Consider the following 24,049-nt stretch of genomic DNA (forward strand, 5'->3'; position numbering starts at 1 on the left):
CGACTTCAACCCACGGACTCCCACCTACGGGGGATGGGGATTCGGACGAGCGCGGCGGCGCCCTCATCTTGAGGGAGCGCCGGCGTCCAGCGGCGCCCTCCGGGCCGGGCGGTTCTCGCCGGCTCGCATCCGCTTTCCGACGACCTTCCCCTGGTGACCATGTCCGCTGTCTACAACGACGCTGCCTCCGCAGCGGCGTCCGCCCTCGCCCCGCCCGCCTCCGACGTCGCGACCGTCGCGGTCATCGGCATGGGCTACGTCGGCCTGCCGACCGCGCTCGCGCTGCGCGACGCCGGCTTCCCGGTCGTCGGCATCGACATCTCCGAGCAGCGGCTCGACGCGATCCGGTCCGGCGCGGTCGACCTGCTCGACCGCGACCGCCCGCGGCTGACCGAGGCGCTGCGCTCCGGCCTGCTGGACCTCACGAGCGAGCTGCGCGCGCTCGCCGCGGCCGACGCGGTGATCATCGCCGTGCCGACGCCGGTCGACGACGACTTCGCGCCCGACCTGCGCGCCGTGCACGCCGCCTGCGGGGCGGCGGTCATGCACGCCCGCGCCGGGCAGACGATCGTGCTGACCTCCACCACCTACGTCGGCACGACCCAGGAGCTGCTCGTCGAGCCGCTGACCGAACGCGGCTTCACGATCGGTGAGGACATCCACGTGGCCTTCGCGCCCGAGCGGATCAACCCGGGCGACGCGCTGTGGGAGCAGGCCACGGTGCCGCGCGTCCTCGGCGGCGCGACGCAGGCCTGCGCCGAGGCCGCGGCGCAGATCGTCGCCGCGACGGCGTCCAAGCTCCACGTCGTCTCCTCGCCCGAGGCGGCGGAGCTGACCAAGCTCCAGGAGAACACGTTCCGCGCCGTCAACCTGGCCTTCGCCAACGAGATGGCCGCCGCCGCCGGCTTCTACGGCGTCGACCCGGTCGAGATCGTCGAGGCGGCGTCGACCAAGCCCTATGGGTACCTCGCCCACTACCCCGGGCCGGGCGTGGGCGGCCACTGCATCCCGGTCGACCCGTACTACCTGCTGGCCCCGCTGCGCGACGGCGGCGTGCCCTCGCCGGTCACCGAGTCGGCGATGGTCGCCGTCGCGGGCCGTCCGGCGGCGGTGGCCGATCGCGCGCTGGCCCTCACCGCTGAGCGCGGCATCGCCGACGCCGGCGCCCGCATCCTGCTCGTCGGCGTCGCCTACAAGCCCGGCGTCGAGGACCACCGCGAGTCGCCCGCGCTGCGGATCGCCGGCCGCCTGGCGCGCCGCGGCGCCCAGGTCAGCTACCACGACCCGCTGATCCCGACCGTCGACATCCCGGGCGCGGGCACGCAGCACAGCGTCGTCGCGCCTGACGCCGCCGACTACGACCTCGTCGTCGTCGCCGTGGTCCATCCCGAGCACCACTACGCGTTCCTGGCCGACGCCGAGCACGTCCTCGACGCGACCTACCGGACGCCGGGCGGCCAGTTCCGCCACGCGCTGTAGCCGTGGCGCCCGTCACCGTCCAACCGCGCGAGGCGGAGCCGGACGCGACGTCCGTCGACGCCGAGCTCCAGGCGCTTGCCTCGCCGCGCGCGGCCGCCGGCGCGCCGGCCTCACCCGCCCTCGCCGCGCGCGAGCCGGGCACGTGGGTCGACCGCGTCGCGCGCGGCCTCGCCGTCGTCTACCTGATCGCCCTGCTCGGCGCCGTCGTCGCCTACAAGGGCGCGTTCCTGCAGGCCGTGAGCGTCGATCCGCTGTTCACGGCCTACGGCATCGTCGTCAGCGCCTACATCATCACGCGGTTCGTGTTCAGCCTCTTCTACCGGCGCACGAAGAACGCCGGGCTCGAGCCGCGCGTGGCGATCGTGATGCCGGGCTTCAACGAGGAGGAGGCCATCGCGGCGTCGCTGCACAGCCTCCTGGCGCTCGCCTACCCCGCCGGCAAGCTCGAGATCGTCGCGGTCAACGACGGCTCGACCGACGGGACGCTGGCCGCGATGCGCGCCGTCGCCGAGCAGGCCGGCGGCCGCGTCCGCGTCATCGACCTCGGCGTCAACCAGGGCAAGCGCGCCGCCATGGCGGCGGGCATCCGCGCGACCGACGCCGAGATCATCGCCTTCGTCGACTCCGACTCGGTGCTCGAGCCCGACGCGCTGCGCATCCTCGTGCAGAGCTTCGCCAACGCGAAGGTCGGCGCCGTCTGCGGCCACGCCGACGTGCTCAACGTGCGGGAGACGTGGCTGACGCGCATGCAGGCGGTCCGCTACTTCGTCGCCTTCCGCGTCGTCAAGGCGGCCGAGTCGATCTTCAGCTGCGTGACGTGCTGCTCGGGCTGCTTCTCGGCCTACCGCCGCGAGGCGATCCTTCCGCATCTCGAGTGGTGGGAGCATCAGAGCTTCCTCGGCAAGCCGTCGACCTTCGGCGACGACCGGTCGCTGACCAACTGCGTGCTGCGCAGCTGGAAGGTCCGCTACGAGGCGCGGGCCGTGAGCCACACGCTCGTGCCGACCACCTTCAAGCAGTTCATGACCCAGCAGCTGCGCTGGAAGCGGTCGTGGACGCGCGAGTCGCTGATCGTCGGCTCCTTCGTCTGGCGCAAGAACCCGATCGCGGCGCTGTCGATCTACGTCGGGATGGTGCTGCCGCTGATCGCGCCGATCGTCGCGCTGCGCACGATCGTCTACCTGCCCGCCGTCGAGGGCGCCGGCCTGCCGGCGGTCTACCTGCTCGGCGTCTACGCGATGGCGGTGGCCTACGGCCTGTACTACGTCATCAGCAAGCCGCGCTACGACGGGCTGTGGATCTACGGCGTCGTCTTCTGCTTCTTCTACCTGTTCTTCCTGCTGTGGCAGACCTACTGGGCGATCGCGACCGCGCGCTCGTCCTCGTGGGGCACGCGCCCGGCGACGGCCGGGATGGACGGCGGCTCGTGAGGCGCGCCGCCGCCCTGCTGCGCCGCCGCGCCGCGCTGGCGCTGCTGCCGCTGTCGATCGTGCCCTTCGCGGCCGTCGCGCCGGTCATCGCCGACTCGCACCGGGCGTTCCAGCGCGAGCACCACATGGGTCCGCTCGCGCCGATCCCGATGGTCCTGACCGCCCGCGAGGCCAAGGCCTTCACGCCGCCGGCGGCGCCGGCCGATCGCGTGCCGGTCCTCGCCTGGCACGGCATCTCCGACGCCGCGGACAGGCAGTCGACGACGCGGCGCGCGTTCGCCCGGCAGCTCGCGCTGCTGCACCACCTCGGCTACACGACGATCGGGACCGCCCAGTGGGCCGCGTTCCGCGCCGGGCACGGGACGCTGCCGCGCCGGCCGATCCTGCTGACGTTCGACGACGGCCGGCTGGCGACCTACCGCGCCGCCGACCGGCTGCTGGAGCGCGCCGGGATGCGGGCGGCGATGTTCGTCACGACCCAGGCGGTCGAGCGCGGGGAGCCCAAGGACCTGCGGTGGTCCGAGCTGCAGCGGATGGTCCGCTCGGGCCGCTGGGACGTCGAGCCGCGCGGGCACGCGGGCGCCGTCCGGCTGACGGTCTCGGCCACCGGCGCGCAGGCGCCGTTCTACGCCGCGCGCCGCTACACCCGCTCCCAGGGCCAGGAGAGCCTGTCGGGCTGGGAGGCGCGCGTCGGCGAGGACCTGTTCGCCGTGCGCGACCGCTTCGCCGCCCAGGGCCTGACGCCGCACGCCTTCGCCGTCCCGTTCAGCGACTACGGGCAGGAGCGCGGCAACGACCCCGCCATCCCGCGGCTGCTCTCGGGGCTGCTCACGCGGCAGTTCGGCAGCTTCTTCGTCGAGGACCGCGCCGACCCGGGGTTCACCGCGCCGGGCGCCGGGCTCGCCGAGCGCTACCTGATGCGTCCCGGCACGAGCCTGGACGCGCTCTACGGCTGGCTTCGCCGGCACGCCCTCCATCGCCACCACCGGAACACGAGGTAGAACCATGTGCGGGATCGTCGGATACACGGGCGCTCGCCCGGCTGAGCCCCTGCTGCTCGACGGCCTCAGCGCCCTCGAGTACCGCGGCTACGACTCGGCGGGTGTCGCGCTCGCCCACGGGGACGGCAGCGTGGAGACCGTCCGCTCGGTCGGCAACCTCGGCGCGCTCCGCGCCGCGGTCGCCGAGCACGCCCTCGCGGGCGCCGGCACGGCGCTGGCGCTGCCCGATCCGACCGCGGGCATCGGCCACACGCGGTGGGCCACGCACGGGGCGGTCACCGAGGCCAACGCGCACCCCCACGCCGACGGCGAGGAGCGCGTGCACATCGTCCTCAACGGCATCGTCGAGAACTGGCTCCAATTGCGCCTCCAGCTGACGGCGCAGGGCGCCGAGTTCACCAGCGAGACCGACGCGGAGGTCGTCGCCCACCTGATCGGCTCGCTCTACGAGGGCGATCTGGGCGAGGCCGTCGACCGCGCGCGGCGCCGTCTGCGCGGCCACTTCGCGATCGCCGCGATCGCTTACGACCAGCCCGGCCTGATCGTCGGCGTCCGCCGCGAGTGCCCGCTGGTGGTCGGTGTCGGCGAGGGCGAGAGCTTCGTCGCCTCGGCCGTGGCGGCCTTCGCCGCGCAGACGCGGCGCGTGCTCGAGCTGGCCGACGGCGAGCTGGTCCGGGTGACGCCGGAGGGCGCCGACGTGGTCGGCCGCCCCGGCGCCGGGCGCCAGACCGTCCTCGTCGCCGAGGAGCAGCGCGCGCCCGACAAGGGCGCGTTCGACACGTTCATGCGCAAGGAGATCTCCGAGCAGCCGGACGGCGTCGCCGCCACGGTCTTCGAGCACCTCGCCGACGGCGACGGGCCGCAGCTCGGCATCCCGGACGAGGAGCTCGCGGGGCTGCGCGGCGTGCGCGTCGTCGCCTGCGGCACCTCGTATCACGCCGGCCTGGCCGCGCGGGAGATCATCGAGACCTGGGCGGGCCTGCCCGTCGAGGTCGACGTCGCCTCCGAGCATCGCCACCGCGCCGCCCCCGGCGGCGACGGCGAGCTGCTGATCGGCATCACGCAGTCGGGCGAGACCGCCGACACGCTGGCCGCGATGCGCGCCGCGCAGGCCCGCGGCAGCCGCGTGCTGGCGTTGACCAACATCGCCGACTCCCAGGCCGCGCGCGACGCCGACGCGGTCCTGCTCACGCGGGCGGGCGTCGAGATCGGCGTCGCCGCCACCAAGACGTTCACCGCGCAGGTCGCCGCGCTCGCGGCGCTCGGGCTGCGGCTGTCGGCGGCGCGCGGGGCGCTGGAGCCCGCCCGGCGCCGCGAGCTCGCGACCGAGCTCGCGCTCCTGCCCGACCTCATCGAGCGGGCCGTCGCCGACGGCGACGCCTGGGCCGCGCGCGCGGCGTCGCGGTTCGTCGACGCGCCGATGGTCATGTTCCTCGGGCGCCAGGGCGGCGCGGCGATCGCGATGGAGGGCGCGCTCAAGCTCAAGGAGGTGTCCTACATCCCGTCGGACGCCTACCCCGCGGGCGAGATGAAGCACGGGCCGATCGCCCTGCTCTCGGCCGAGACCCCGGTCGTGTGCGTCGCGACCGCCGGCCCGCTGCGCGACAAGCTGCACTCCAACATGTCGGAGGTGCGGGCGCGCGGCGCGCACGTCACCGCCGTGGCCTGCCACACCGACGACGCCGTGGCGTCCCACGCCGACGACGTCGTCCGCGTCCCGTCGACGCTGCCCGAGCTGCAGCCGCTGCTGGCCGTCGTGCCGCTGCAGCTGCTGGCGCTGCACGTCGCCCTCGCGCGCGGGCTGAACGTCGACCAGCCGCGCAACCTCGCCAAGACCGTGACCGTCGAGTAGCGCTCCGGCGCCCTCCCTTCCCTCGAGGACCCGATGACCCTCCGTTCCCTCACGTCCTTCGCGGCGCTCGCCGTCGCGCTCGCGCTGACGACCGCCGCCGCGCCCGCCTCCGCGGCCGCGGCGCCGGCGTGCTCCACCGTCCGGCCCGCGCACCTGCGCGTCGCGCCGAGCACCGGCGCCGCCGATCGCGTCATCGTCGCGTGGAGTGTGCCGCCGCGGCGGCCCGCCCGGCTCGCCTACCGCGTCCTGCGCGACGGCGCCGTCGTCGGCCAGACCTCCTCGCGGCGGATGAGCATCGCGCTGCCGCCCGGCAAGCGCGCGCGGGTCACGGTCGTCGCCGTCGTCGGCGGTCGGCCGACGCGGTGCTCCGCCCGGATCACGGTCGGCGGCGCGCAGGCGCCCGCCGGCGCGGTCGTCGGGCTGGCCGCCCGGCCCGGCGCGCGCGGGCACGCCGTGCTGTTGTGGGATCGCCCGGCCGGCAGCGCGCCCGCCGGCTACCGGATCCTGCGCGACGGGCGCGTCGCCCAGCGCGTGACGCGGCCGTCGCTGACCGTGCCGATGACCAAGCGCGCGGTGCGCTATCAGGTCGCCACGCTGGACGCCAAGGGACGCCGCGGGCCGCGCTCCTCGACCGTGACCGTGCAGGCCGGCCACCGGCCGCCCACCCGGCCGGCGGGCGCCGGCGCCGCGGCGGTCACGGGTTCCTCGATCACCTTGAGCTGGGGGCGCTCGCGCGCCGTGCGCGGCCGGATCGCCGGCTACCGCGTCCAGCGCGCCGGGCGCACGGTCAAGGCCGTGCGCGCCACGCGCGTCACGCTGCCCAAGGCGGCGGGCGCGAGCTACCGGATCGTGGCGCTGGACACCGCCGGCTGGGCCTCGGCCGACTCCGACCCGATCACCGTCGGGGCCAACGCGCCCGTGTCGGGGAAGAGCCGGCCCGGGGCGCCGGCTCCGCACGGCGCGCCCGGCGCGCCCGGCGCGCCCGTCGCGGCCGCGGTGGGCGACACCACGCTCTCGCTCAGCTGGAGCCCCGCTCCGCTGCCGGACGGCTCCGCGCTGCGCGGCTATCGGCTCATCCGCGACGGCGTCATCGTCGCGCAGGTGGCGGACGCGCAGGCCGAGGTCGCCAACCTCGAGCCGAAGTCCGGCCACGACTGGTCGGTCGCGGCGGTCGACACGACCGGCGTGGTGTCGGCGCCGTCGCCGGTCACGCACGTCCTGCAGGCCGACCCGCCGCCGACCCTCGGCACGGCCCAGGCGTTCCTGCTGGCGTCGACGGACTCGTCCTTCGCCGCGTTCCGCAAGACCTACCGCCAGATCGGCGTCATCTACCCGACCTTCTGGGACTGCGATCACGCGAGCGCGGCGCTCGGCGGCCGCAACGACGCCGACATCGTGCGCTTCGCACAGGACCGCAAGGTCAAGGTCCTGCCGCGCATCAACTGCCAGAGCACCGCGATCCTGCACCGGATCCTCACCGAGCCGGCGCTGCGCGAGACGTGGCTGAGCGGGGTGGTCGGCCTCGTCGACCAGTACGGCTACGACGGCCTCAACCTCGACTTCGAGGCGGTCGCCGCCGCCGATCGCGACGCGCTCACGAGCTTCGTCATCGACCTGTCCGGGCGGCTGCACGCCCAGGGCAAGCTGCTCTCCCAGGACGTCTCGCCGAAGACCAAGGACATCCCCAACCACCCGCGCGGCACGGCGTTCGACTACGCGGCGATCGCGCCGCACCTCGACTGGGTGTTCGTGATGGCGTGGGGCGGGCACTGGTCCACCAGCGCGCCGGGCCCGATGGACGACATCGGGTGGGTCCGCCACATCGCCGACTACGTCTCGACGATGCCCAACCACGAGCGCTTCGTCATCGGGACCATGTTGTACGGGATGGACTGGGTCGGCGACGGCGGACCCGACCACCCCGGAGAGGGGCGGCACTACCCGGAGATCCAGCAGCTGATCGCGCGCTACGGCGCCACGCCGATCTACGACGCCGACGTGGACTCCTGGCACCTGTCCTACACCGACGAGGCCGGAGCGGCGCACACCGTGTGGTACCCGGACGCGGCGACGACCGGCCGCCGGCTCGCGGTCGCCCGCGAGCACGGTCTCGGCATCGGGTTCTGGCGGCTGGGCCAGGAGGACGACCGGCTGTGGAGCGCCCCGGAGCTGGCGGTGGCCGGATGAGCGCGGTGATCGCAGCGCCGGCGGAGCGCCGGCTGTTCGGCACCGACGGGATCCGCGGCGTGGCGGGCGAGCGGCTCAGCGCGCACCTGGCGCTGCGCCTCGGCGCCGCCGCGGCGACGCTCTCCGAGCGTGCCCGGCCGCGGGCGCTGATCGTCCGCGACACGCGCGCGTCCGGGCCGATGCTCGAGGCCGCGCTCGCCGCGGGCCTGGCCGGGGCGGGGGTCGACGTCGTGCTCGGCGGCGTCGCGCCGACGCCCGCGGCCGCGCTCGGCGTGCTGGCCGACGGCCTGGACCTCGGCGTGGTCGTCTCCGCCTCGCACAACCCTCACCGCGACAACGGCATCAAGTTCTTCGGCGCCGACGGCCACAAGCTCACCGACGCGCAGGAGGCCGCGCTCGAGGCGCGGCTCGACGCCGCGCCGGCCCCGCCGGCGCGCTTCGGCACCGTCGCGGTCAGCGACGCGCCGGCGCGCGCCTACGCCCGTGCGCTGCTGCGGCGCTTCGCGGGCCTGGAGCTCGAGGGGCGGCGGATCGTCCTGGACTGCGCCAACGGCGCCGCGTTCAAGATCGCGCCGCGCGTGTTCCGCGCGCTCGGCGCGCGCGTCACCGTCGTGGGCGACGCGCCGGACGGCCGCAACATCAACGCCGGCGTGGGCTCCACGCATCCCGAGACGCTGCAGGCCGCGATGGCCGGCGGCCGGTACGACGCGGGGTTCGCGTTCGACGGCGACGCCGACCGCGTGCTGGCCTGCGACCGGGCCGGCCGGCTGCTGGACGGCGACGACCTCCTCGTCCTGGCCGCGACCCATTTGCGCGCCGCCGGGCGCCTTCCGGGCGACGGCGTCGCCGTCACCGCGATGAGCAACTTCGGCGCTCGCCGGGCGCTCGCGGCCGCCGGCATCGCGCTGTGCGAGACGCCGGTCGGCGACCGCCACCTGCTCGTCGCGCTGCGCGAGCGCGGCTGGGCGCTGGGCGCCGAGCCCTCAGGACATCTCATCGATCGCAACTTCGCCCCGTCGGGCGACGGGACCGCGGCGGCCCTGCTGTGCCTCGAGGCGCTCGGCGGCCGCGAGCTGGCCGACGTCGAGCCGTTCGACCGGCTGCCCCAGGCGCTGGTCAACGTCGCCATCGCCGGGCACGCGCCCCGGACCGCCGCCCACGACGCCGTGCGCGGCGCGATCCGCGACGCGGAGCGTGCGCTCGCGGGGCGCGGACGCGTGCTCGTGCGGCCCTCGGGCACCGAGCCGCTGGTGCGCGTCATGGCGGAGGCGCCGTCGCTGGCGGAGGCCGAGGCGGTCTGCGCGACGCTGGCCGCCGTGGTGTCGGCCTGCGCCTGAGCCGGGCTGCGGCGGTGGGCGCGGCGCTCGCGCGGCTCGGGACCCTGGCCGCCGTCGCCGCGGCGCTCGCGGCGGCGCCGCCGCCCGCCGGCGCCCCGCGCGCGCCCGGGCCGCCGCCGCGCGTGTTCGCGTTCGTCTCCTCGGTCGGCGGCGAGGAGCTCGCCCGGCTGCGCCGCGTCGGCGCGAAGATCGACGTGGTCGCCCCGAACTGGTACACGCTGGCTCCTGCCTCGGGCGCGCTGGCCGGGCCGTCGCCCGGGCGCCGGGAGGCGCTGCTGGACGCGGCCCGCGCGCACCACGTCCGGGTCTGGCCGGTGGTCAACGCCCGCACCGGCGGCGGCCGCGCCTGGACGGGCGCGCACGCCCGTCGCCGGATCGTGCGCGCGCTGGCCGTCGCGGCCGCGAGCCGGGGTGCGACGGGCGTGACGTTGGACATGGAGGAGCTGCGCGTCACGCAGCGCGACGCGTTCACCGCGCTGGTGGGCGCGGCCGCGCGGCGCCTGCACCGGCACGATCGCCGGCTCGCCGTCTACGTGCCCCGGCCCGGTCCGGGCACACGCGCGGCCTACGACTGGGCGGCGATCGCCCGGCGGGTCGACCTGCTGCTCACGGCCGGCTACAACGAGCACTGGGCGGGCGGCCCGCCGGGTCCGATCAGCACGACGGGCGGCTTCGACCAGGTGGTCGAGCGCGGGCTCGCGCTGGCCGGGCCGGCCAGGGCGGTCCCGCTGCTCGGAGCGTTCGGCTACCGCTGGCCGGCGGCCGGCCGCGGCACGCTGCTGTCCTCGGCGGAGGCCGAGCGCCTGCGCCGCGCCAACGGCGCCGGGGCCCTGCAGGAGGACGGGTCGTCGCGCTTCCAGCTCGGCGGCGACACCGTGGTCTACGAGACCGCGGCGGGCCTGCGGGCGCGGGCGGCCGCGGCCCGGGCGGGTGGCGCGACCTGGCTGGGCCTCTTCTCGCTCGGCCGTGAGCCCGAGCGGTTCTGGGACGGCCTGGCGACCGCGCGGCGCACCCGATCGGCGGGCGTGACCTCCGCGCCTCCCCCCTAAGGGGGAGGAGGGGGTCAAGTCTGTCGCGCGTGCGCTAGTCATACGGGCCGCTCCGTCCGTCCGTCCCCCGCCGTCCGTCGTCTCGCGTCCGTGTCCACCGTCCCGCTGCACACCTGGGTCGAGCCCTGGCTCGTCGCCCTGTCCATCTTCACCGCCGCCGTCTGGTCGTTCACCGCGATCGAGCTGGTCGGTCGCCTGCGCCTCGTCGTGCAGCCGGCCGTGCGTCATCGCTGGCTCGCCGCGGCGGCGGTCGCGCTCGGCTGCGGGGTCTGGGGCACGCAGTTCACGGGGATGTTGGCCTTCCGGGTCCCGGCCACGGTCCGTTACGACCCGCGGCTGGTCGCCGCGTCGCTCGTCCTGGCCGGGATCGGCGGCGCCTGCGCGCTGGCCGCGGGCATGCCGCCCCGGCCGGGCCGGCGCCGGCAGCAGGCCGCCGCGCTCGGCTTCGGCGCCGCGGTCGCCGCGGCGCACGTCGTGGCGATGAGCGCGATGCGCGCCGACGGCGTGACGCGCCGCTGGGACGCGGCGGTCCTGCTGGCCTCGATCGTCCCCGCGACGGCCGGCGCGCTGGGCGGGCTGTCCCTGGCGCTCGGCCGGCCGGGCGACGCGCCGTCGACCTGGCGCCGCGGGGCGGGCGGCGTGCTGCTCGGCGCCGGCATCGCGGCGACGCAGTACGTCGGGATGAGCGCGGTCGGCCTGCGCGCGCCCGCCGGCCCGCCGGCGGGCGGCTCCGGCGCCCAGGTCCTCACCGCGGGCCTCGTGGCCGCCGTCGCGCTGAGCATCCTCGGCGCCGCCCTGGCGCAGTCGCTCGTCCACCGGCGCGCGATCGAGGACGCGCGCGTCATGCGCGCGGTCGGCGAGGCGCTGCGGGAGATGAGCGCCGGACTGGACGGCCGCCACGCCGTGTGCGAGGCCGCGCAGCGCATCACCGGGTGCGTCGTGGCGTGCCTGTACGACCTCGTCGCCGACGGGCCGCCGCGCCCGGCCGCGACCGCCGGGCTGGCGCTCCGTGAGACCCATCACGTAGGAACGCACATCATAGAGGCGATCGAGGCGGTCCGCCACGAGCGCCGCGGTCGCGTCGTCGCCGACGCCCCCGGCGGTCCGCTGCTGCTCGAGCCCGTCCTGCGCGACGGCCGGGTGGCCGCCGTCCTGTGCCTGGAGCTCGCGCGCCGCACGGCGCTGCCGTCCCGGCGCCGGCGCGCGGCGGTCCGGCTCCTGGCCGCCGAGGCCGCGGTCGCGATCGAGCGTGCCGAGCTGGTGGAGCGCCTGCGTGCCTCCGACCGGACCGAGGCTGCCACGCGGCTGGCCAGGGACCTGCACGACTCCGTCTCGCAGGAGGTCTCGCTGGCGTCCTGGTACGCGCAGCTGGCGATCAAGGCGTTCGACGACGACCGGCCCGACGCGCGCGACCTCGTGGTCCGCGCCGCCGAGCAGCTCTCGCGCACCCAGGACGAGATGCGCGACGTGCTGCGCGGGCTGCGCGAAGGGCGCCGGGCGCTCGACGGGGAGGCCACAGTGCCCGAGCTCGTCGAGGCGCTCGCCGCCGAGCACGCGCGCAGCGGCCGTTGCGCCGTGTCCGTGGTCCAGGACGGAGACGACTGGCAGCAGCTCGGCGCCGGCGTGGGCGAGGCGCTCTACTTCGCGGTGCGCGAGGCCATCAACAACGCCGACAAGCACGCCGCGGGCGCGGATGTCCACGTCGGGCTGCGGGCCGGCAGGGGCAGCGTCAGCGCGATGGTCCACGACGACGGCCCCGGCTTCGACCCCGACCGCATCCCCGAGGGTCGCTGGGGCCTGCTGGGCATGCGCGAGCGCGCCGAGCGCCTCGGCGGCGTGGTCGTCGTCCGGGCGAGCGCGGGCAGCGGGACGACGGTGACCGTCACGCTCCCGCGGCACGGCGGCGAGCGGCGGGCCGGCGCGGGCGCCGACGCGCCGCGCGCCGAGGCGGCCGAGGGCTAGGACCCGTGGTCAAGCGGGTGCTGGTGGTCGACGACCATCCGGGCGTGACGCTCGCGCTGCGCGTGTCGTTCCGCCTCGACGGGCGCTTCGCCGTCTCCGACAGCGCGGAGACCGCGGCGGACGGCCTGGCCAAGCTCGACGGGCAGGACGCGGTGCTGCTGGACCTGCACCTCCCGGACCTGTCGGGCCTGCCGCTGGTCCGCGCGTTCCGCGCGCGCCGTCCTGAGGTGCCGATCGTGCTGCACTCGGCCGCGGGCGACTCGCCGGAGGTCGACGCCGTGCGCGGGCTCGTGGACGCGGTGACCGTCAAGGGCCCGGTCGACGAGCTGCTCGCGGTCCTCGGGCGGCTGACGGCGGGGTGACCCCGGAGCGCAGGTGCGCGAACGGGCCGACGGCGGCGTCGTCCTCCACGGCGCAGTCCTCGAGCACCGAGTGCAGGACGCTCACGCGGTCCCCGAGCCGCGCGGACCGCAGCGTCGCGTGCGGGCCGACGCGGCAGCCGGCCCCGACCACCGTGGCGCCCTCCAGCTGGCAGCCCGGCTCGACGACGGTCCCGGGACCGATGCGCACGTCGGCGTCGATCACCGTCGTCGCCGGCTCGACGATCGTCACGCCGGCGCGCAGGTGGGCGTCGAGGATGCGCGCCTGGGCCACGGCGCGCACCGCTACGAGGTCGGCCTGGTCGTTGACGCCGAGGCAGACCGCCGCGTCGCCGGTCTCGTGCGCGGCGATCCGGTGGCCGGCGGCGCGCAGCAGCGCCGGCGTGTCGGACAGGTAGAGCTCGCCCTGGGCGTTGTCGGGCTTGAGCGCCGGCAGCGTCGCGAGCAGCGCGCCGCCGTCGAAGCACAGGACCCCGGTGTTGACCTCGTCGATGGCGAGCTCGGCCGCGGTCGCGTCGCCCGGCTGCTTGGTCTCGACCACGCGCAGCACGTCGCCGCGCTCGTCGCGCACGACGCGGCCGTAGCCGGCCGGCTCGTCGAGGCGCATGGTGAGGACCGTCAGAGCCGCGCGGGCGCGGGTATGGGCGGCCACGAGGTCGGTGACGGTCGCGGCGGTCACCATCGGCACGTCGCCGGCGAGCACGACGACCGGCCGGTCGGCGTCGAGGTGCTCGGCGGCGCAGCGCACGGCGTCGCCGGTGCCGCGGGCCTCGGGCTGCGTGGCGACGATCACGGCGTCGGGCACGTGCGGCGCGAGGTCGGCGCCGGGCCCGGCGACGACGATGACGCGGTCGGCGGCCGCGCCCAGCGCCGCGCGCGCCGTCCACGCCACCATCGGCCGCCCGCAGATCGGGTGCAGGACCTTGGGCAGCGGGCTGCGCATCCTCGTGCCGTGCCCGGCGGCGAGGACGACGACGGCCGGCGCCGGGGACGACGGTGTGGAGGTCACTCGCGCAGGTTCGCGGCGCCGGGCGCGGATCTCCATCGGCGCTACCCCATGCGGGGGATGACGGCGGCGCGACGGGGCCGCGAACGCGGGCCACCCTGCTACACCGCCCGCATGGTCCCCGACGCCGACGCAGGGCACGCCGCCGTCGCGGTCTGGGAGCGCGCCGCGCGCGAGGTCGCGGCCCTCCTCGGGTCGGCGTCCTTCGATCTGCGCTTCTCACTGATGGAGGGCGGCGCCGCGGTACGCGGCGCGTCCGGCGCGTCCGGGCCGGTCGCGCCACGGCACGCCGAGCCGGCCCCGCCGCCGGCGCCGTGGATGGTCGAGGCGCGCTGCGGCGCCGCGACGGGCTGGCTGCTGGCCGCGCAGGCGCCGCCGGACGCGGCGGCCGAGCGCGCCGCGGAGGTGCTGCGCCGCGCGACCGACGGGCGGGTCGCGCTGCTGCTCCAGCAGCGCACGCGCCGGCACGCGGTCCTGTTCGCCGACCTGCTGGAGTCGCTCACGCACCGGCTGCGGACCGACGTGAGCACCCTGCAGCTCGTGGCCGACGGCGCGCTGCGCGACGTGTTCGGCGACGACGAGCGTGCGTCCGTCGCCCGCGAGCTGCGGGAGCTGGAGGCCGAGTCGCAGCGGCGGCTGTCCGGGGTGCGCGAGGTCATGGCCGCGCTGGAAGCGGCGGCGGTCGCCCGCGCCGAGCCGGTCGCCGCGGTGCTGGCCGACGCGTTCGCGGCCGCCGGCGTGGACCTGGAGGTCCAGGGCGGCGAGGACGCCGGCGCGCGGGCGGTGGCGCTGATGCCCGCGCCGGGGTGGTCGGCCTGCGCGCGTATGCTCGCCGAGGCGCTGGCGGCCGATCCCCGTCTCGGCGGCGAACGCGCGGTGGTGGCGATCTCTGCCCACCCCGACGGATGGCGCGTCATCGCTGGCGGGGCCGGTCGGGCGCAGGCGCCGGTCGGCTGGACGCACCAAGAACTAGGTGTTCTGGCGGGCGCTGGAGCCGTCGTGAGCGCCGCCCTTGGCGACGTCTGCGCGGTTCGCACCCGAGATGATGCACTTCGTGTCGAGTGGACGATTCCGGCGGCTTCCTCGTCGTAGAGTGAGGCGGGCGCACCCCGCCGTCCCACGCGGAGTCGCGCGCTCCGATGCCGTCTCTCTCCGTTCCCCTCGTCGTCGTCGACGATCACCCCATGGTCGTCCTCGGCCTCCGCACGCTCTTCCACCAACGGCCCGAGGTGGAGGTCGTCGCCTACGCGCACGACGCCGCGGCGGCGCTCGCGGCCTGTCGCGAGCACCGGCCGCGGGTCGTCATCCTCGACGTCGCGCTGGAGGGCTCGCCGATCGACGGGTTCGCGCTGTGCCGCCGCGTCCGGGCCGAGATCGCATCGGTGGAGGTCGTGTTCTACACAGGGCGCGAGGAGATCGGGATCGCCAACCAGGCGTTCGCCGCCGGGGCGCACGGCGTGGTCTCCAAGGCCGACGCGTCGAGCGACCTGCTGCGGGCGATCCTGCTCGTGTCGCGCGGCAAGACCTACACTTCGCCGGTGTTCGCGGCGCGGGCCGAGGCAACCGAGTTCGGCGACCTGTCGCCCAAGCAGCTGGCGGTGCTCCGCCACCTCGCCGAGGGACGCGATCGCAAGGAGATGGCCCAGCGGATGGGCATCGGCGAGGAGACGGTCAAGACCCATCTCGCCGAGGTCCGCCGCAAGCTCGGCGCGCGCACGTCCGCCCAAGCGGTGGCGATCGGCCTGCTCAACGCCCTGTTCGATCCCGCGGCGGCGCCCTAGCGCCGATGCGGCCGCCCCGCCTGAAGACCGCTCGCCTGCTGCTGCGCGAGTTCCGGCCCGAGGACGTCGCGCCGCACGCCGAGGCGGCGCTCGACGAGGAGGCGCAGCGCTTCCTCGGCGGCGTGAAGACGCCGTACGAGTCGTTCGCCGGGCTCGCCACGCACGCCGGCCATTGGGCGCTGCGCGGGTACGGCGGCTGGATCGTCGAGCGCCGCGAGGACGGCGCGTTCCTCGGCCGCGTCGGCCTGTTCCACCCCGAAGGCTGGCCCGGCGTCGAGGTGGGGTGGAAGCTCGCGCGCCCCGCGTGGGGCAAGGGCTACGCGCCGGAGGCGGCCGCCGCCGCGATCGGATGGGCGTGGACCGCGCTCGACCTGCCCGAGCTGATCTCGCTGATCGTCGCCGACAACGCCAACTCCCAGCGCGTCGCGCAGAAGCTCGGCGAGGCGAACACGGGTCCCGTCGAGACGCCGTTCGGCACCGCCGACCGCTGGCTGATCCGGCGCCCCGAGGGCGACGCGCCGTGGGCGCTGCGGGACGCGACCCTCGACGACGCGCCCCGGCTCGCGCTCCAGTTGCGCGAGGCGATGGAGCGCTTCCGCGACTTCTCGCCTCCGGGCTGGCCGGTGCCCGACCACACGACCGACGACGAGGTCGAGGCGCTGAAGGACCCCAACTACCGGTGCGTCGTCGCCGAGCCCGGCGGCGTCCTGGCCGGCCACGTGTCGTGGCGCCCCGCGGTGGACGCGCTCAGCGGCCCCGACGACCCCGACACGGCCTACCTCGGCCAGCTCTACGTCGAGCCAGCCTGGTGGGGCTCGCCGCTGGCGACCAAGTTGATGGACATCGCCATCGCACGCGCGGGCGCCGACGGCTTCCAGCGCATGCATCTGGTCACGCCCGCCGCGCAGGGCCGCGCGCGGCGCTTCTACGAACGCTGCGGCTGGCGCACCGTCGCGCCGCCGGTCGATGACGCCCGCTTCGGCATGCCGACGATCGCGTACGCGCGCGACCTCGATCGCGTCGGCGGCTAGCAGCTAGCGGTCCTTCTTCAGCCAGTCGGCCAGCTGATCGGTCGCGCTGCCGACGGCGCCGCCGGCGTCCTTGAACAGCGTGCGGAACCGGTCGGCGTAGTGCGCGGCCGCGTCGCCGGCCTCGGCGCGCGCGCCCGGCTCCTCGCCGCGCTTGAGGTACTCGCCGGCGACGATCCGGTCGTACTCGCCCGAGCGCACCCACGTCATCAGCTCCTGCGCGCGGCGCACGGGCAGCGGGTGCGTCAGGTTCATGTCCAGGAACAGCCGCGAGAGCCGCTCCAGCCCGCCGCCGCCGGTGTCGAAGTCGTGCGCCTGGGCCATGAACTGGGAGAGGTCGAGGTCGTCGGCCTCGGCGCCCGCGGCGAGGATCATCAGCGTCCGGCACACCGCCTCCGGGTCGCGCGTGACCAGCGCGGCCGCGCGGTCGCAGGACAGCTCCGCCGCGCGATACCACTCCATCAACGCGCGTCGCACGGCCATCAGCGGCAGGCCGCCGATCACCGGGATCGGGAGGCTCGTGCCCATCCGCAGCAGGATGACCAGCGCCGTGTGGTAGACGACGTGGTCGGCCAGGACGTGCCCCGCCTCGTGGGCCAGGACGGCCCGGCGCTCCTCGACGCCGAGCAACCGCACCAACTCGGAGTTGATCACCACGATCGGCCGGCCGGCCCCGATCGTCGAGGCGTTGGCCACCGGGAACTGCGTGATGTACAGCTCCGGGACGTCGTCGAGGTCCAGCGTGCGGAAGACCTGGTTGTGGGCGTTCCAGGTCTCCGCCAGCTGCGCCGGGCCGAGCCGGACCGAGGACCCCAGGTACGCCGCGCGCAGCGCCCGCTCGTACCCGAGCTCGATCAGCTTGCGCACCACCTGATCGAGTCCGGGGATCGACGCGAGCGCCGCGGTCGCCGCCCGGTCGGCGGGATGCTCGAAGGCACGTGGGGAGATGCCCTGGAGCTGGTAGCCGTCGACCGGGAGCGTGTTCATGAGGCCGATGATGTCACGCGGCGACCATCACCGGTGCGGGATCCTGCGCGTCGTCCGCGATCGTACGACGCTCCGCCCGGGCGAGCGCGACGGCGAAGCCGACGGCGATCGCCGAGAGGGCGCCGCAGCCGATCGCGACGACCTCGAACGCGCTGCCGGTCTCGGTCGGCGTCGGCGCGCCGACCGCGCCCAGGAAGACGCTGCCCAGCGTCGCCACGCCGAGCGCGAAGCCCAGCATGTTGATGGTGTTGAACAGCCCGGACGCGTCGTGGGCCTGCGCCGGCGCGACGGTCGCGATCGAGCGCGTGATGATCTGCGAGTAGCCGGCGCCGAAGCCCGCGCCCGCCAGGAGCAGGAGCGGCAGCGCCTCGAGGTCGCTCCACGTGCCGTCGCCGGTCACGAGGCCCAGCCCGAGGTACCCGCCCGCCGAGACGGCCAGCCCGATCGGTGCGAGGCGGCGACCGAGCTCCGGGGCGAGCGCCGGGACCGTCAGCGACGTCGCGGCGAACCCGAGCGCGTAGGGCGCGAAGGTCAGCCCCGCGCGCAGCGGCGAGTCGCCGAGGCCCTGCTGGAGGTGCAGCGTCAGCGTGAACAGGAAGCCGCCGTAGGCGATCATCACCGCGGTGGTCGCGGCCATGCCGAGGCCGAAGCGCGGGGCGACGAGCAGCCGCATGTCGGCGACCGGCGTCCCGCCGCGCGCCCGCAGGCGACGCATGTGGAGGGCCAGGAGCAGCGCGGTCGGGACCGCGGCGGCCATCGAGGCCCACGTCCACCACGCCCAGTCGACCTCGTGGCCGAAGACGAGCGGGACCATGACCAACACGATGGCGTCGGTCATCAGCGCGACGCCGAGCCAGTCCATCCGGCGCCCGCTCGGGCGCTTGGTGACGGGCAGCAGCCGCGGGCCGATCGCCAGCAGCGCGAGGCCGACCGGCACGTTGATGAGGAACACGGGGCGCCACGAGGCGCCCAACAGGTCGAGGTCGACGAGCGCGCCGCCGAGCACCTGGCCGGCGACGACGCCGGCGCTCACGACCGTCGCGAGCAGCGCCATGGCCTTCATGCGCGCAGCGCCCTCGTACTGCAACTGGATGACGGTCATCACCTGCGGGCCCATCGCGGCGGCCGCGACGCCCTGGCCGATGCGGGCGGCGATCAGGACCGGCGTGGCCCACGCGAGGCCGGCGAGCAGGGACATCAGGGTGAAGCCGGCCAGGCCGGCGAGGAACAGGCGGCGGTGGCCGTGGTCGTCGCCGAGGCGCGCGCCGGTGATCAGGAGCGCCGCGTAGGCGAGCGCGTAGCCGGAGATCACGAGCTGCAGCGCGGCGCCCGAGACGCCGACGTCGGACTGGATCGCGGGGCCGGCGACGTTGACGATGGCGGTGTCGAGCGACGCCATGAACGTCCCGGTGAGCAGGACGGCCAGGGCGGCGCGACTGGGGGTCTGGGGAGGAGCGGTCATCAACGGCAGACTGCCGGCGACCGGGCGCGCTCGCGATTCCCTGCGAGGTAATGCAGGTCATGTCGCGCCCGGCTGGGTACCCGGCCGCGCCGGTTGCGACGCTAGGCACGACGCCGGCGGGGTAGGTTCCAGGGCCATGCGCGCCGCCACCGTCCGCGACGGCGAGATCGTCGTCGAAGACCATCCCGATCCCACGCCCGGCCACGGCGAGGTGCTGATCCGGGTCCGCGCCGCGGCGCTCAACGGCGCCGACATGATGCAGAAGCGCGGGCTCTACCCCGCGCCGTCCGGCTGGCCGCAGGACATCCCGGGCCTCGACGTCGCCGGCGAGGTCGCCGAGCGCGGGCCCGACGCCACGCGCTTCGCGGTCGGCGACCGCGTCATGGGCTTCGTCGGCGGCGGCGGCCAGGGCGAGCTGCTGGTCTGCCACGAGCGGCTGCTCATGCCGGTCCCCGACGTCCTGGACTGGCCGCGCGCCGGCGGCTTCTCCGAGGTCTTCACCACCGCGCACGACGCGCTCTTCACGCAGGGCGGGTTGACCGCCGGCGAGCGCCTGCTGATCCACGGCGCGGCCGGTGGCGTCGGGACCGCGGCCGTGCAGCTGGCGCGGGCGACCGGCGCCGAGGTCGTCGCGTCGGTCCGCAACGCCGACCATCACGCGGGCGTCGCCGCGCTCGGCGCCGGGACCGTCGTCGTCCCCGACGACGTCGACGGCACGTTCGACGTCATCCTCGAGCTCGTCGGCGCGCCCAACCTCCCGGCCAACGTCAAGTCCCTCAACATGCTCGGCCGGATCGTCGTGATCGGCATCGCCGCGGGCGCGAAGGGCGAGCTGAACCTCGGCGCGCTCATGGGCAAGCGCGGGCGCATCAGCGCGTCCATGCTCCGCGGCCGCAGCCTGGAGGAGAAGGCGCTCGCCGCGCGCCTCGTCGAGCGCCACGTCCTGCCGCTGGTCGCGCGCGGCGTCCTCGACGTCCCGATCGCCGAGACCTGTCCGCTGGCCGACGCCGCGCAGGCCTACGAGCGCTTCGCCGCCGGCGGCAAGCTGGGGAAGATCGTCCTGACGATGGGAGCGTAGGTGGCTGGTCGATGAACGCCGTCGAGCGCCTGTGGCGCGCCATCCGCAAGGGCGACTGGGAGGCCGCGTCCGCCCAGCTGCACGAGCACGCCGTCGTCCGCTGGCCGCACTCCAACGACCGCTTCGACCGCGCCATCGACTACATCACCGCCCACCGCCTCCACGGCGGCCGCACCCGTGTCGACATCCGCGGGATCGTGTCCGAGGGCAAGCGAGTGACGGTGTGGGCCGTGATCGACGACGAGGACGGCATCTGGCACGTCGGCGGCTTCTACGAGCTGCGCGACGGCCACATCGCCCAGGGCGTGGAGATCTTCGCCCGCGAGGGCGACTACCCACCGATGACGGGCTGAGGGCCGATTCTCCGGGCGGCCCGGAGCACTGGCCTGGTCAGGTAGCCGGCGCGCCGGGGTCGTCGTCCGGGTCCACGTCGGCGACGTCCGCCAGGTGGATCGCGCACAGGGTCGGCCCGCCGCGTTCGAGCGTCAGCTCCAGCTCGCGCGCGGTCAGGGTGGCGCCGCACTCCTCGCAGCGCTCGCCCGCCTGCTCCAGCGTGTGCTCTTCGAGGTCCATGACCGCGAGGCTACGCCCGCCCGGCGGCCCGAAGCAACGCCGGCATGCGATCGATGTTCACCAGGAAGTAGGCGGCCGCGGAGATCGGCAGGACCGGGATCGCGCGGTCCAGCCAGACCTTCAGGACGATCGCGATCACGGCGCTCACCCACAGGCCGATCGCGGTCGCGCGCGGCCGCAACCCGTATCGGCGCGCGTAGACGAGGAACACGCCGGCGAACACGGCGTCGGAGATCCCGAGGCGCCCCGCCGGCAGGTGCGTGCCCCAGTCCGGCATCTCCAGCGACAGCGGGTCGCCGCGCTGCGTGATCCCGGCGTTGCCCAGCGTCTCGGACGGTCCGCCGGCGAACGTGGAGATCACGTCGATGACCGCCACGAAGATCGGCAGCGCGATCGCCAGCGACGGCGCCAGGAGCCCGACCGCGAAGATCGCGCCGAACGCCGCGTAGCCGACGGCCTCGGTCGGCGTGGCCGCCGCGCCGAGGTCGGCGACGTTGAACCCGGCGACGAGCAGCAGCAGGCCGGCGGCGGCCAGCCATAGCAGCGGCGGCACGTCCGACACGGGCACGATGGCGGCCATGCACGCGTAGGCGAACGCCGCGCCGACGCTGAACGCCACGACGATCGACGTGTCGACGTCGCTGATGGTCGGGAGCGAGGGCGCGAGCAGGAAGTACGCCTGCGCCGCGACGAACGTCCCTAGTACGGCGGCAAGTCCGCGTACCACTCGCCCAGGACCCGGAAGGCGGACCAGAAGGCGCGCTTGGCGTCCTCCTCGTCGAGGCACTCGTCGATGTTCGGCGTGACGATCGCGTCGATGGACGGCGTCAGCTGCTGCCGCGCGCCCGGGACGTACTCGAGCGGCCGGGCCAGCGGCACGTCGAGGTCGTTGAGCGCCGTCAGCGCGTCCTCGCCCATCACGACCACGACCTTGGGCTGGACGATCGCCAGCTCCTCGATCACGCGCGCCACGCATGCGGGGTCGGCCAGCGACGGATCGCCGACGGGGCACTTCACGCACAGCGTGCCGTAGACGGCGAGCGGATCGACCTGCAGGCGCTTCAACGCCTTCATCAACGCCGTGCCGGAGCGGCCGTAGAAGGCGACGCCCTCTTCGACCTCCGACGGCATCGGCGCGTGCTTGAGCAGGAAGACGTCGGCCTGCGGGTGGCCGGACCCCAGGACGGGCATGATCCCGCCGCGTGGGCAGGAGTCGCACCCCTGGATCTCCCGGGTCAGGCCATTGAGCTCGCGGATGGCGCGCTCGAGGTACTTCTCACGGATCTCGTCGTCAGTCGCGGGCATGGACGATCCGAGATTCGACGGTCCCGGAGGAGGCCCCTGCGACTGCATCAGCCCTTGCGTTGCCGCCGGCACAACCCGGCGAGAGCGGTCGTGATCATCTCAGGCCGCCCCCCGCCGGCTTGCGCGCCGGATGCGGCGGTCGCGGCGGGCCCTCCGCGCCGCCTTCGGGGTCGCCCGGGTCTCCAGGAACTTCAGCGCCTGCACGTAGAGCAGCGTGCCCGACTTGGTGGAGATCTCCGCATGGCGCAGGGACTCCAGGAACTCCTCGGGCCCGTCGAAGTCGCGCATCCGGATCCGCACCGAGCCGAGGCCGGCGGCGACGTGCGAGTCGCTGCCCGCGCCGCGGACGATCTGGTACTTGGCGGCGAAGCGCTCCGCCTCCTCGTTGAAGGAGCCGATCGCCACGCGCGGGTTGTAGACCTCGATCGCGTCGACGTCGTCGACGATCTTGAGCAGGTGCTCGTAGTCGGGGACCGCGTGCATGCGGTCGAACGGATGCGGGACGTAGACGAGGCCGCCCTGGCGCTTGATCTCGGCGACGGTCTCCTCGAGCGTGAGGCCGCGCGGGATCTTGTCGGTCAGGAACAGGCCGATGACCTCGCCCTGGGACGCGGTCTTGACCTCCTCGCCGACGATGATCTTCACGCCGAACTCGGCGGCCTTCTCCTGCGCCTCGAACGCGCCGGAGACCTCGTTGTGGTCGGTGACCGCGATCGCGCCGAGGCCCTGCTCGCGCGCGGTCGCCAGCAGGTGCTCGACCGGCGTGGCGCAGTCGCCGCTGTGGTCGGTGTGCATGTGCAGGTCGACGTCGACCAGGCGGCGGTCCTTGATGCGCTCCCACAGCTCGGGGTCGCCCTCGAGGTCGTGGCGGCGGGCGACGACGCGCGCGTAGGACGCCTCGACCTCCTCGGCCAGCGCCGACCACGGCCGGATGCGGCCCGCCCGCCCCGCGTCGGCCCTCAGGCGGGTGCGCAGCGCGTCGTCCTCGATCAGGCGCGCGAGCTGCGCGGCGAGGACCTCGACGTCGCCGGGCTCGAACAGCAGGCCGTCGGTGTCGGCGAGCTCCTCGTAGACGGGCAGCCGCGAGAGGACCGGGATCGCGCCGGCGGCGGTGGCGCGCATCACGAGCGCGGGGGCGGGCAGCGCGCCGGCCGAGGCGGCGACCAGGACGTCGGCGGCGGCCAGGGCGGCGTCCTCGGCCTCGGGCCCGGCGGCGTCGACGAAGCGGACGCGCTCGCGCAGCTCGGCGCGCAGCGGCGTCGAGGACGAGGGGCCGGACGCGGAGAGGACCGTCGCCTCCCACGGCAGGTCGGTGCCCAGGCGGCGCAGCGCGCGCAGGAACAGCCGGAGCGCCGGGCGCTCCTCGACGTCGACGAAGACCAGGCGCAGCGGCGCGCCGGGGGCGCGCGCGACGCGCGGGGTGGCGGTCGCCGGCCCGGTGCCGGGGCGCGCCAGCTCGTAGCCGGCGGGGAAGAAGCGCTGGAGCAGGTCGGCGGTGGCGCCGAACGCGGCGTGGCGCGCGTCGAGCCGGCCGAAGACGAGCGTGACGAGCTTGCGCGCGACCTGCGTGGCGACGACGCGCTCGGCCGGGGCGTGGAACGTCCCGACGTTCAGCGCGCGCGAGTGCCGCAGCGCGACCGAGGAGACCGACGGCGCGAACGGCTCGTGGACGTGGCAGATGTCGAAGGCGGAGACCAGCAGCAGCTCCTCGACGGTGCGCGCGACGTCGATCGGGACCGCCGGGCGCCGGCGCCCCATCGCGTTGGACGCGCCGTTGGCGTTGCCCGGGACCGGCAGCACCTCGCCGACCGCGAGGACCCTGACCTCACCCGGCTCACCGAGGACGTCGCCGTTGCGGATCGCACGCCGCGTGACCCGGACCGCCTCCTCATCGCGCGACGGCGCCGCGACCACGACACGATGCCCGCGCGCGGTGAGCTCCTCGCTCAACCGGGCGACATACGTGTTGACCTCGTGCCGGTCCTCCCACGGATAGGGACTGACCTGGACGATCGCCAGCGGATCCACCGGCTCAGCATAGGCCACCGTCGCCGCCGCGCTCAGCGTCGGCCGCTGCGCGCCCACCACCACAGCGCCACCGCCTCGCGGCCCACGCGCCTCCTCACCGGCGGCGCCATCACCGCGTCGGCCG

The 24,049-nt window shown here is 75.5% G+C and carries 21 protein-coding genes; 14 read left to right on the forward strand and 7 right to left on the reverse strand.

What is annotated here, in order from left to right; all coding sequences use genetic code 11:
- Positions 1 to 159: 159 nt before the first annotated feature.
- The 9 genes from DSM104299_RS01580 (at position 160) to DSM104299_RS01620 (ending at position 12,659) form a co-directional block, all read left to right on the forward strand.
- On the forward strand, positions 160 to 1,479 hold the full coding sequence (locus DSM104299_RS01580; RefSeq protein WP_272475530.1) for a nucleotide sugar dehydrogenase: 1,320 nt from the start codon (positions 160 to 162) through the stop codon (positions 1,477 to 1,479).
- Positions 1,480 to 1,481: 2 nt separating this feature from the next.
- Complete coding sequence (locus tag DSM104299_RS01585; protein ID WP_272475531.1) at positions 1,482 to 2,909, forward strand: glycosyltransferase family 2 protein; 1,428 nt, start codon at positions 1,482 to 1,484, stop codon at positions 2,907 to 2,909.
- Positions 2,906 to 3,910, forward strand: coding sequence for a polysaccharide deacetylase family protein (locus DSM104299_RS01590; RefSeq protein ID WP_272475532.1), 1,005 nt, complete (start codon positions 2,906 to 2,908; stop codon positions 3,908 to 3,910). Before DSM104299_RS01585 ends, DSM104299_RS01590 begins: the two co-directional genes overlap by 4 nt.
- A gap of 4 nt (positions 3,911 to 3,914) precedes the next feature.
- Positions 3,915 to 5,762, forward strand: a complete 1,848-nt coding sequence (glmS, locus tag DSM104299_RS01595; protein WP_272475533.1) for a glutamine--fructose-6-phosphate transaminase (isomerizing) — start codon at positions 3,915 to 3,917, stop codon at positions 5,760 to 5,762.
- A 33-nt stretch (positions 5,763 to 5,795) separates the two neighbouring features.
- Positions 5,796 to 7,949, forward strand: coding sequence for a glycosyl hydrolase family 18 protein (locus DSM104299_RS01600; protein ID WP_272475534.1), 2,154 nt, complete (start codon positions 5,796 to 5,798; stop codon positions 7,947 to 7,949).
- Positions 7,946 to 9,286 (forward strand): phosphoglucosamine mutase, encoded by a 1,341-nt coding sequence (gene glmM, locus DSM104299_RS01605; protein ID WP_272475535.1) that lies wholly within the window; start codon positions 7,946 to 7,948, stop codon positions 9,284 to 9,286. Before DSM104299_RS01600 ends, glmM begins: the two co-directional genes overlap by 4 nt.
- A 14-nt stretch (positions 9,287 to 9,300) precedes the next feature.
- Positions 9,301 to 10,335, forward strand: coding sequence for a glycoside hydrolase family 18 protein (locus DSM104299_RS01610; RefSeq protein WP_272475536.1), 1,035 nt, complete (start codon positions 9,301 to 9,303; stop codon positions 10,333 to 10,335).
- Positions 10,336 to 10,425: 90 nt separating this feature from the next.
- Complete coding sequence (locus tag DSM104299_RS01615; protein ID WP_272475537.1) at positions 10,426 to 12,297, forward strand: MHYT domain-containing protein; 1,872 nt, start codon at positions 10,426 to 10,428, stop codon at positions 12,295 to 12,297.
- Positions 12,298 to 12,302: 5 nt separating this feature from the next.
- A complete protein-coding gene (locus DSM104299_RS01620; protein ID WP_272475538.1) occupies positions 12,303 to 12,659 on the forward strand; it encodes a response regulator in 357 nt (118 codons plus the stop codon).
- Here DSM104299_RS01620 and DSM104299_RS01625 read toward each other — a convergent pair.
- Positions 12,604 to 13,686, reverse strand: a complete 1,083-nt coding sequence (locus DSM104299_RS01625; RefSeq protein ID WP_272475539.1) for a bifunctional UDP-N-acetylglucosamine diphosphorylase/glucosamine-1-phosphate N-acetyltransferase GlmU — start codon at positions 13,684 to 13,686, stop codon at positions 12,604 to 12,606. The genes DSM104299_RS01620 and DSM104299_RS01625 overlap by 56 nt on opposite strands.
- A 111-nt stretch (positions 13,687 to 13,797) precedes the next feature.
- On the opposite strand from DSM104299_RS01625, the gene DSM104299_RS01630 reads away from it, so the two are divergent.
- Genes DSM104299_RS01630 through DSM104299_RS01640 form a run of 3 tightly spaced genes read left to right on the forward strand, consistent with a single transcriptional unit; the run spans position 13,798 to position 16,495 of the window.
- Positions 13,798 to 14,775 carry a hypothetical protein gene (locus DSM104299_RS01630; protein ID WP_272475540.1) on the forward strand — a complete coding sequence of 326 codons (978 nt, stop codon included), beginning with the start codon at positions 13,798 to 13,800 and terminating at the stop codon, positions 14,773 to 14,775.
- A gap of 47 nt (positions 14,776 to 14,822) precedes the next feature.
- The gene (locus DSM104299_RS01635; protein ID WP_272475541.1) at positions 14,823 to 15,464 is read left to right on the forward strand and encodes a response regulator; all 642 of its coding nucleotides are present in this window, start codon (positions 14,823 to 14,825) and stop codon (positions 15,462 to 15,464) included.
- 5 nt (positions 15,465 to 15,469) lie between these two features.
- Positions 15,470 to 16,495, forward strand: a complete 1,026-nt coding sequence (locus DSM104299_RS01640; RefSeq protein WP_272475542.1) for a GNAT family N-acetyltransferase — start codon at positions 15,470 to 15,472, stop codon at positions 16,493 to 16,495.
- 3 nt (positions 16,496 to 16,498) lie between these two features.
- Here DSM104299_RS01640 and DSM104299_RS01645 read toward each other — a convergent pair whose 3' ends face one another.
- Both DSM104299_RS01645 and DSM104299_RS01650 read right to left on the reverse strand, forming a co-directional pair.
- Positions 16,499 to 17,479: a M48 family metallopeptidase gene (locus DSM104299_RS01645; RefSeq protein WP_272475543.1), complete on the reverse strand. Its 981-nt coding sequence runs from the start codon at positions 17,477 to 17,479 to the stop codon at positions 16,499 to 16,501.
- Positions 17,480 to 17,492: 13 nt separating this feature from the next.
- Entirely contained in the window at positions 17,493 to 18,941 is a 1,449-nt protein-coding gene (locus DSM104299_RS01650; protein WP_272475544.1) for an MFS transporter, read from the reverse strand.
- 136 nt (positions 18,942 to 19,077) lie between these two features.
- On the opposite strand from DSM104299_RS01650, the gene DSM104299_RS01655 reads away from it, so the two are divergent.
- Both DSM104299_RS01655 and DSM104299_RS01660 read left to right on the forward strand, forming a co-directional pair.
- Entirely contained in the window at positions 19,078 to 20,019 is a 942-nt protein-coding gene (locus tag DSM104299_RS01655; RefSeq protein WP_272475545.1) for an alcohol dehydrogenase catalytic domain-containing protein, read from the forward strand.
- A gap of 11 nt (positions 20,020 to 20,030) precedes the next feature.
- Complete coding sequence (locus tag DSM104299_RS01660) at positions 20,031 to 20,372, forward strand: nuclear transport factor 2 family protein (RefSeq protein ID WP_272475546.1); 342 nt, start codon at positions 20,031 to 20,033, stop codon at positions 20,370 to 20,372.
- Between the two features lie 37 nt (positions 20,373 to 20,409).
- On the opposite strand, the gene DSM104299_RS01665 is transcribed toward DSM104299_RS01660, so the two are convergent.
- The 4 genes from DSM104299_RS01665 to DSM104299_RS01680 form a co-directional block, all read right to left on the reverse strand.
- Positions 20,410 to 20,592, reverse strand: coding sequence for a hypothetical protein (locus tag DSM104299_RS01665; RefSeq protein ID WP_272475547.1), 183 nt, complete (start codon positions 20,590 to 20,592; stop codon positions 20,410 to 20,412).
- A gap of 10 nt (positions 20,593 to 20,602) precedes the next feature.
- A complete protein-coding gene (locus DSM104299_RS01670) occupies positions 20,603 to 21,319 on the reverse strand; it encodes a hypothetical protein (RefSeq protein ID WP_272475548.1) in 717 nt (238 codons plus the stop codon).
- A complete protein-coding gene (locus tag DSM104299_RS01675; RefSeq protein WP_272475549.1) occupies positions 21,292 to 21,897 on the reverse strand; it encodes a uracil-DNA glycosylase family protein in 606 nt (201 codons plus the stop codon). Before DSM104299_RS01675 ends, DSM104299_RS01670 begins: the two co-directional genes overlap by 28 nt.
- A 99-nt stretch (positions 21,898 to 21,996) precedes the next feature.
- The gene (locus tag DSM104299_RS01680) at positions 21,997 to 23,982 is read right to left on the reverse strand and encodes a PHP domain-containing protein (protein WP_272475550.1); all 1,986 of its coding nucleotides are present in this window, start codon (positions 23,980 to 23,982) and stop codon (positions 21,997 to 21,999) included.
- Positions 23,983 to 24,049: the final 67 nt, after the last annotated feature.

The sequence above is a fragment of the Baekduia alba genome (assembly GCF_028416635.1).
GTDB classification, from domain to species: Bacteria; Actinomycetota; Thermoleophilia; order Solirubrobacterales; family Solirubrobacteraceae; genus Baekduia; species Baekduia alba.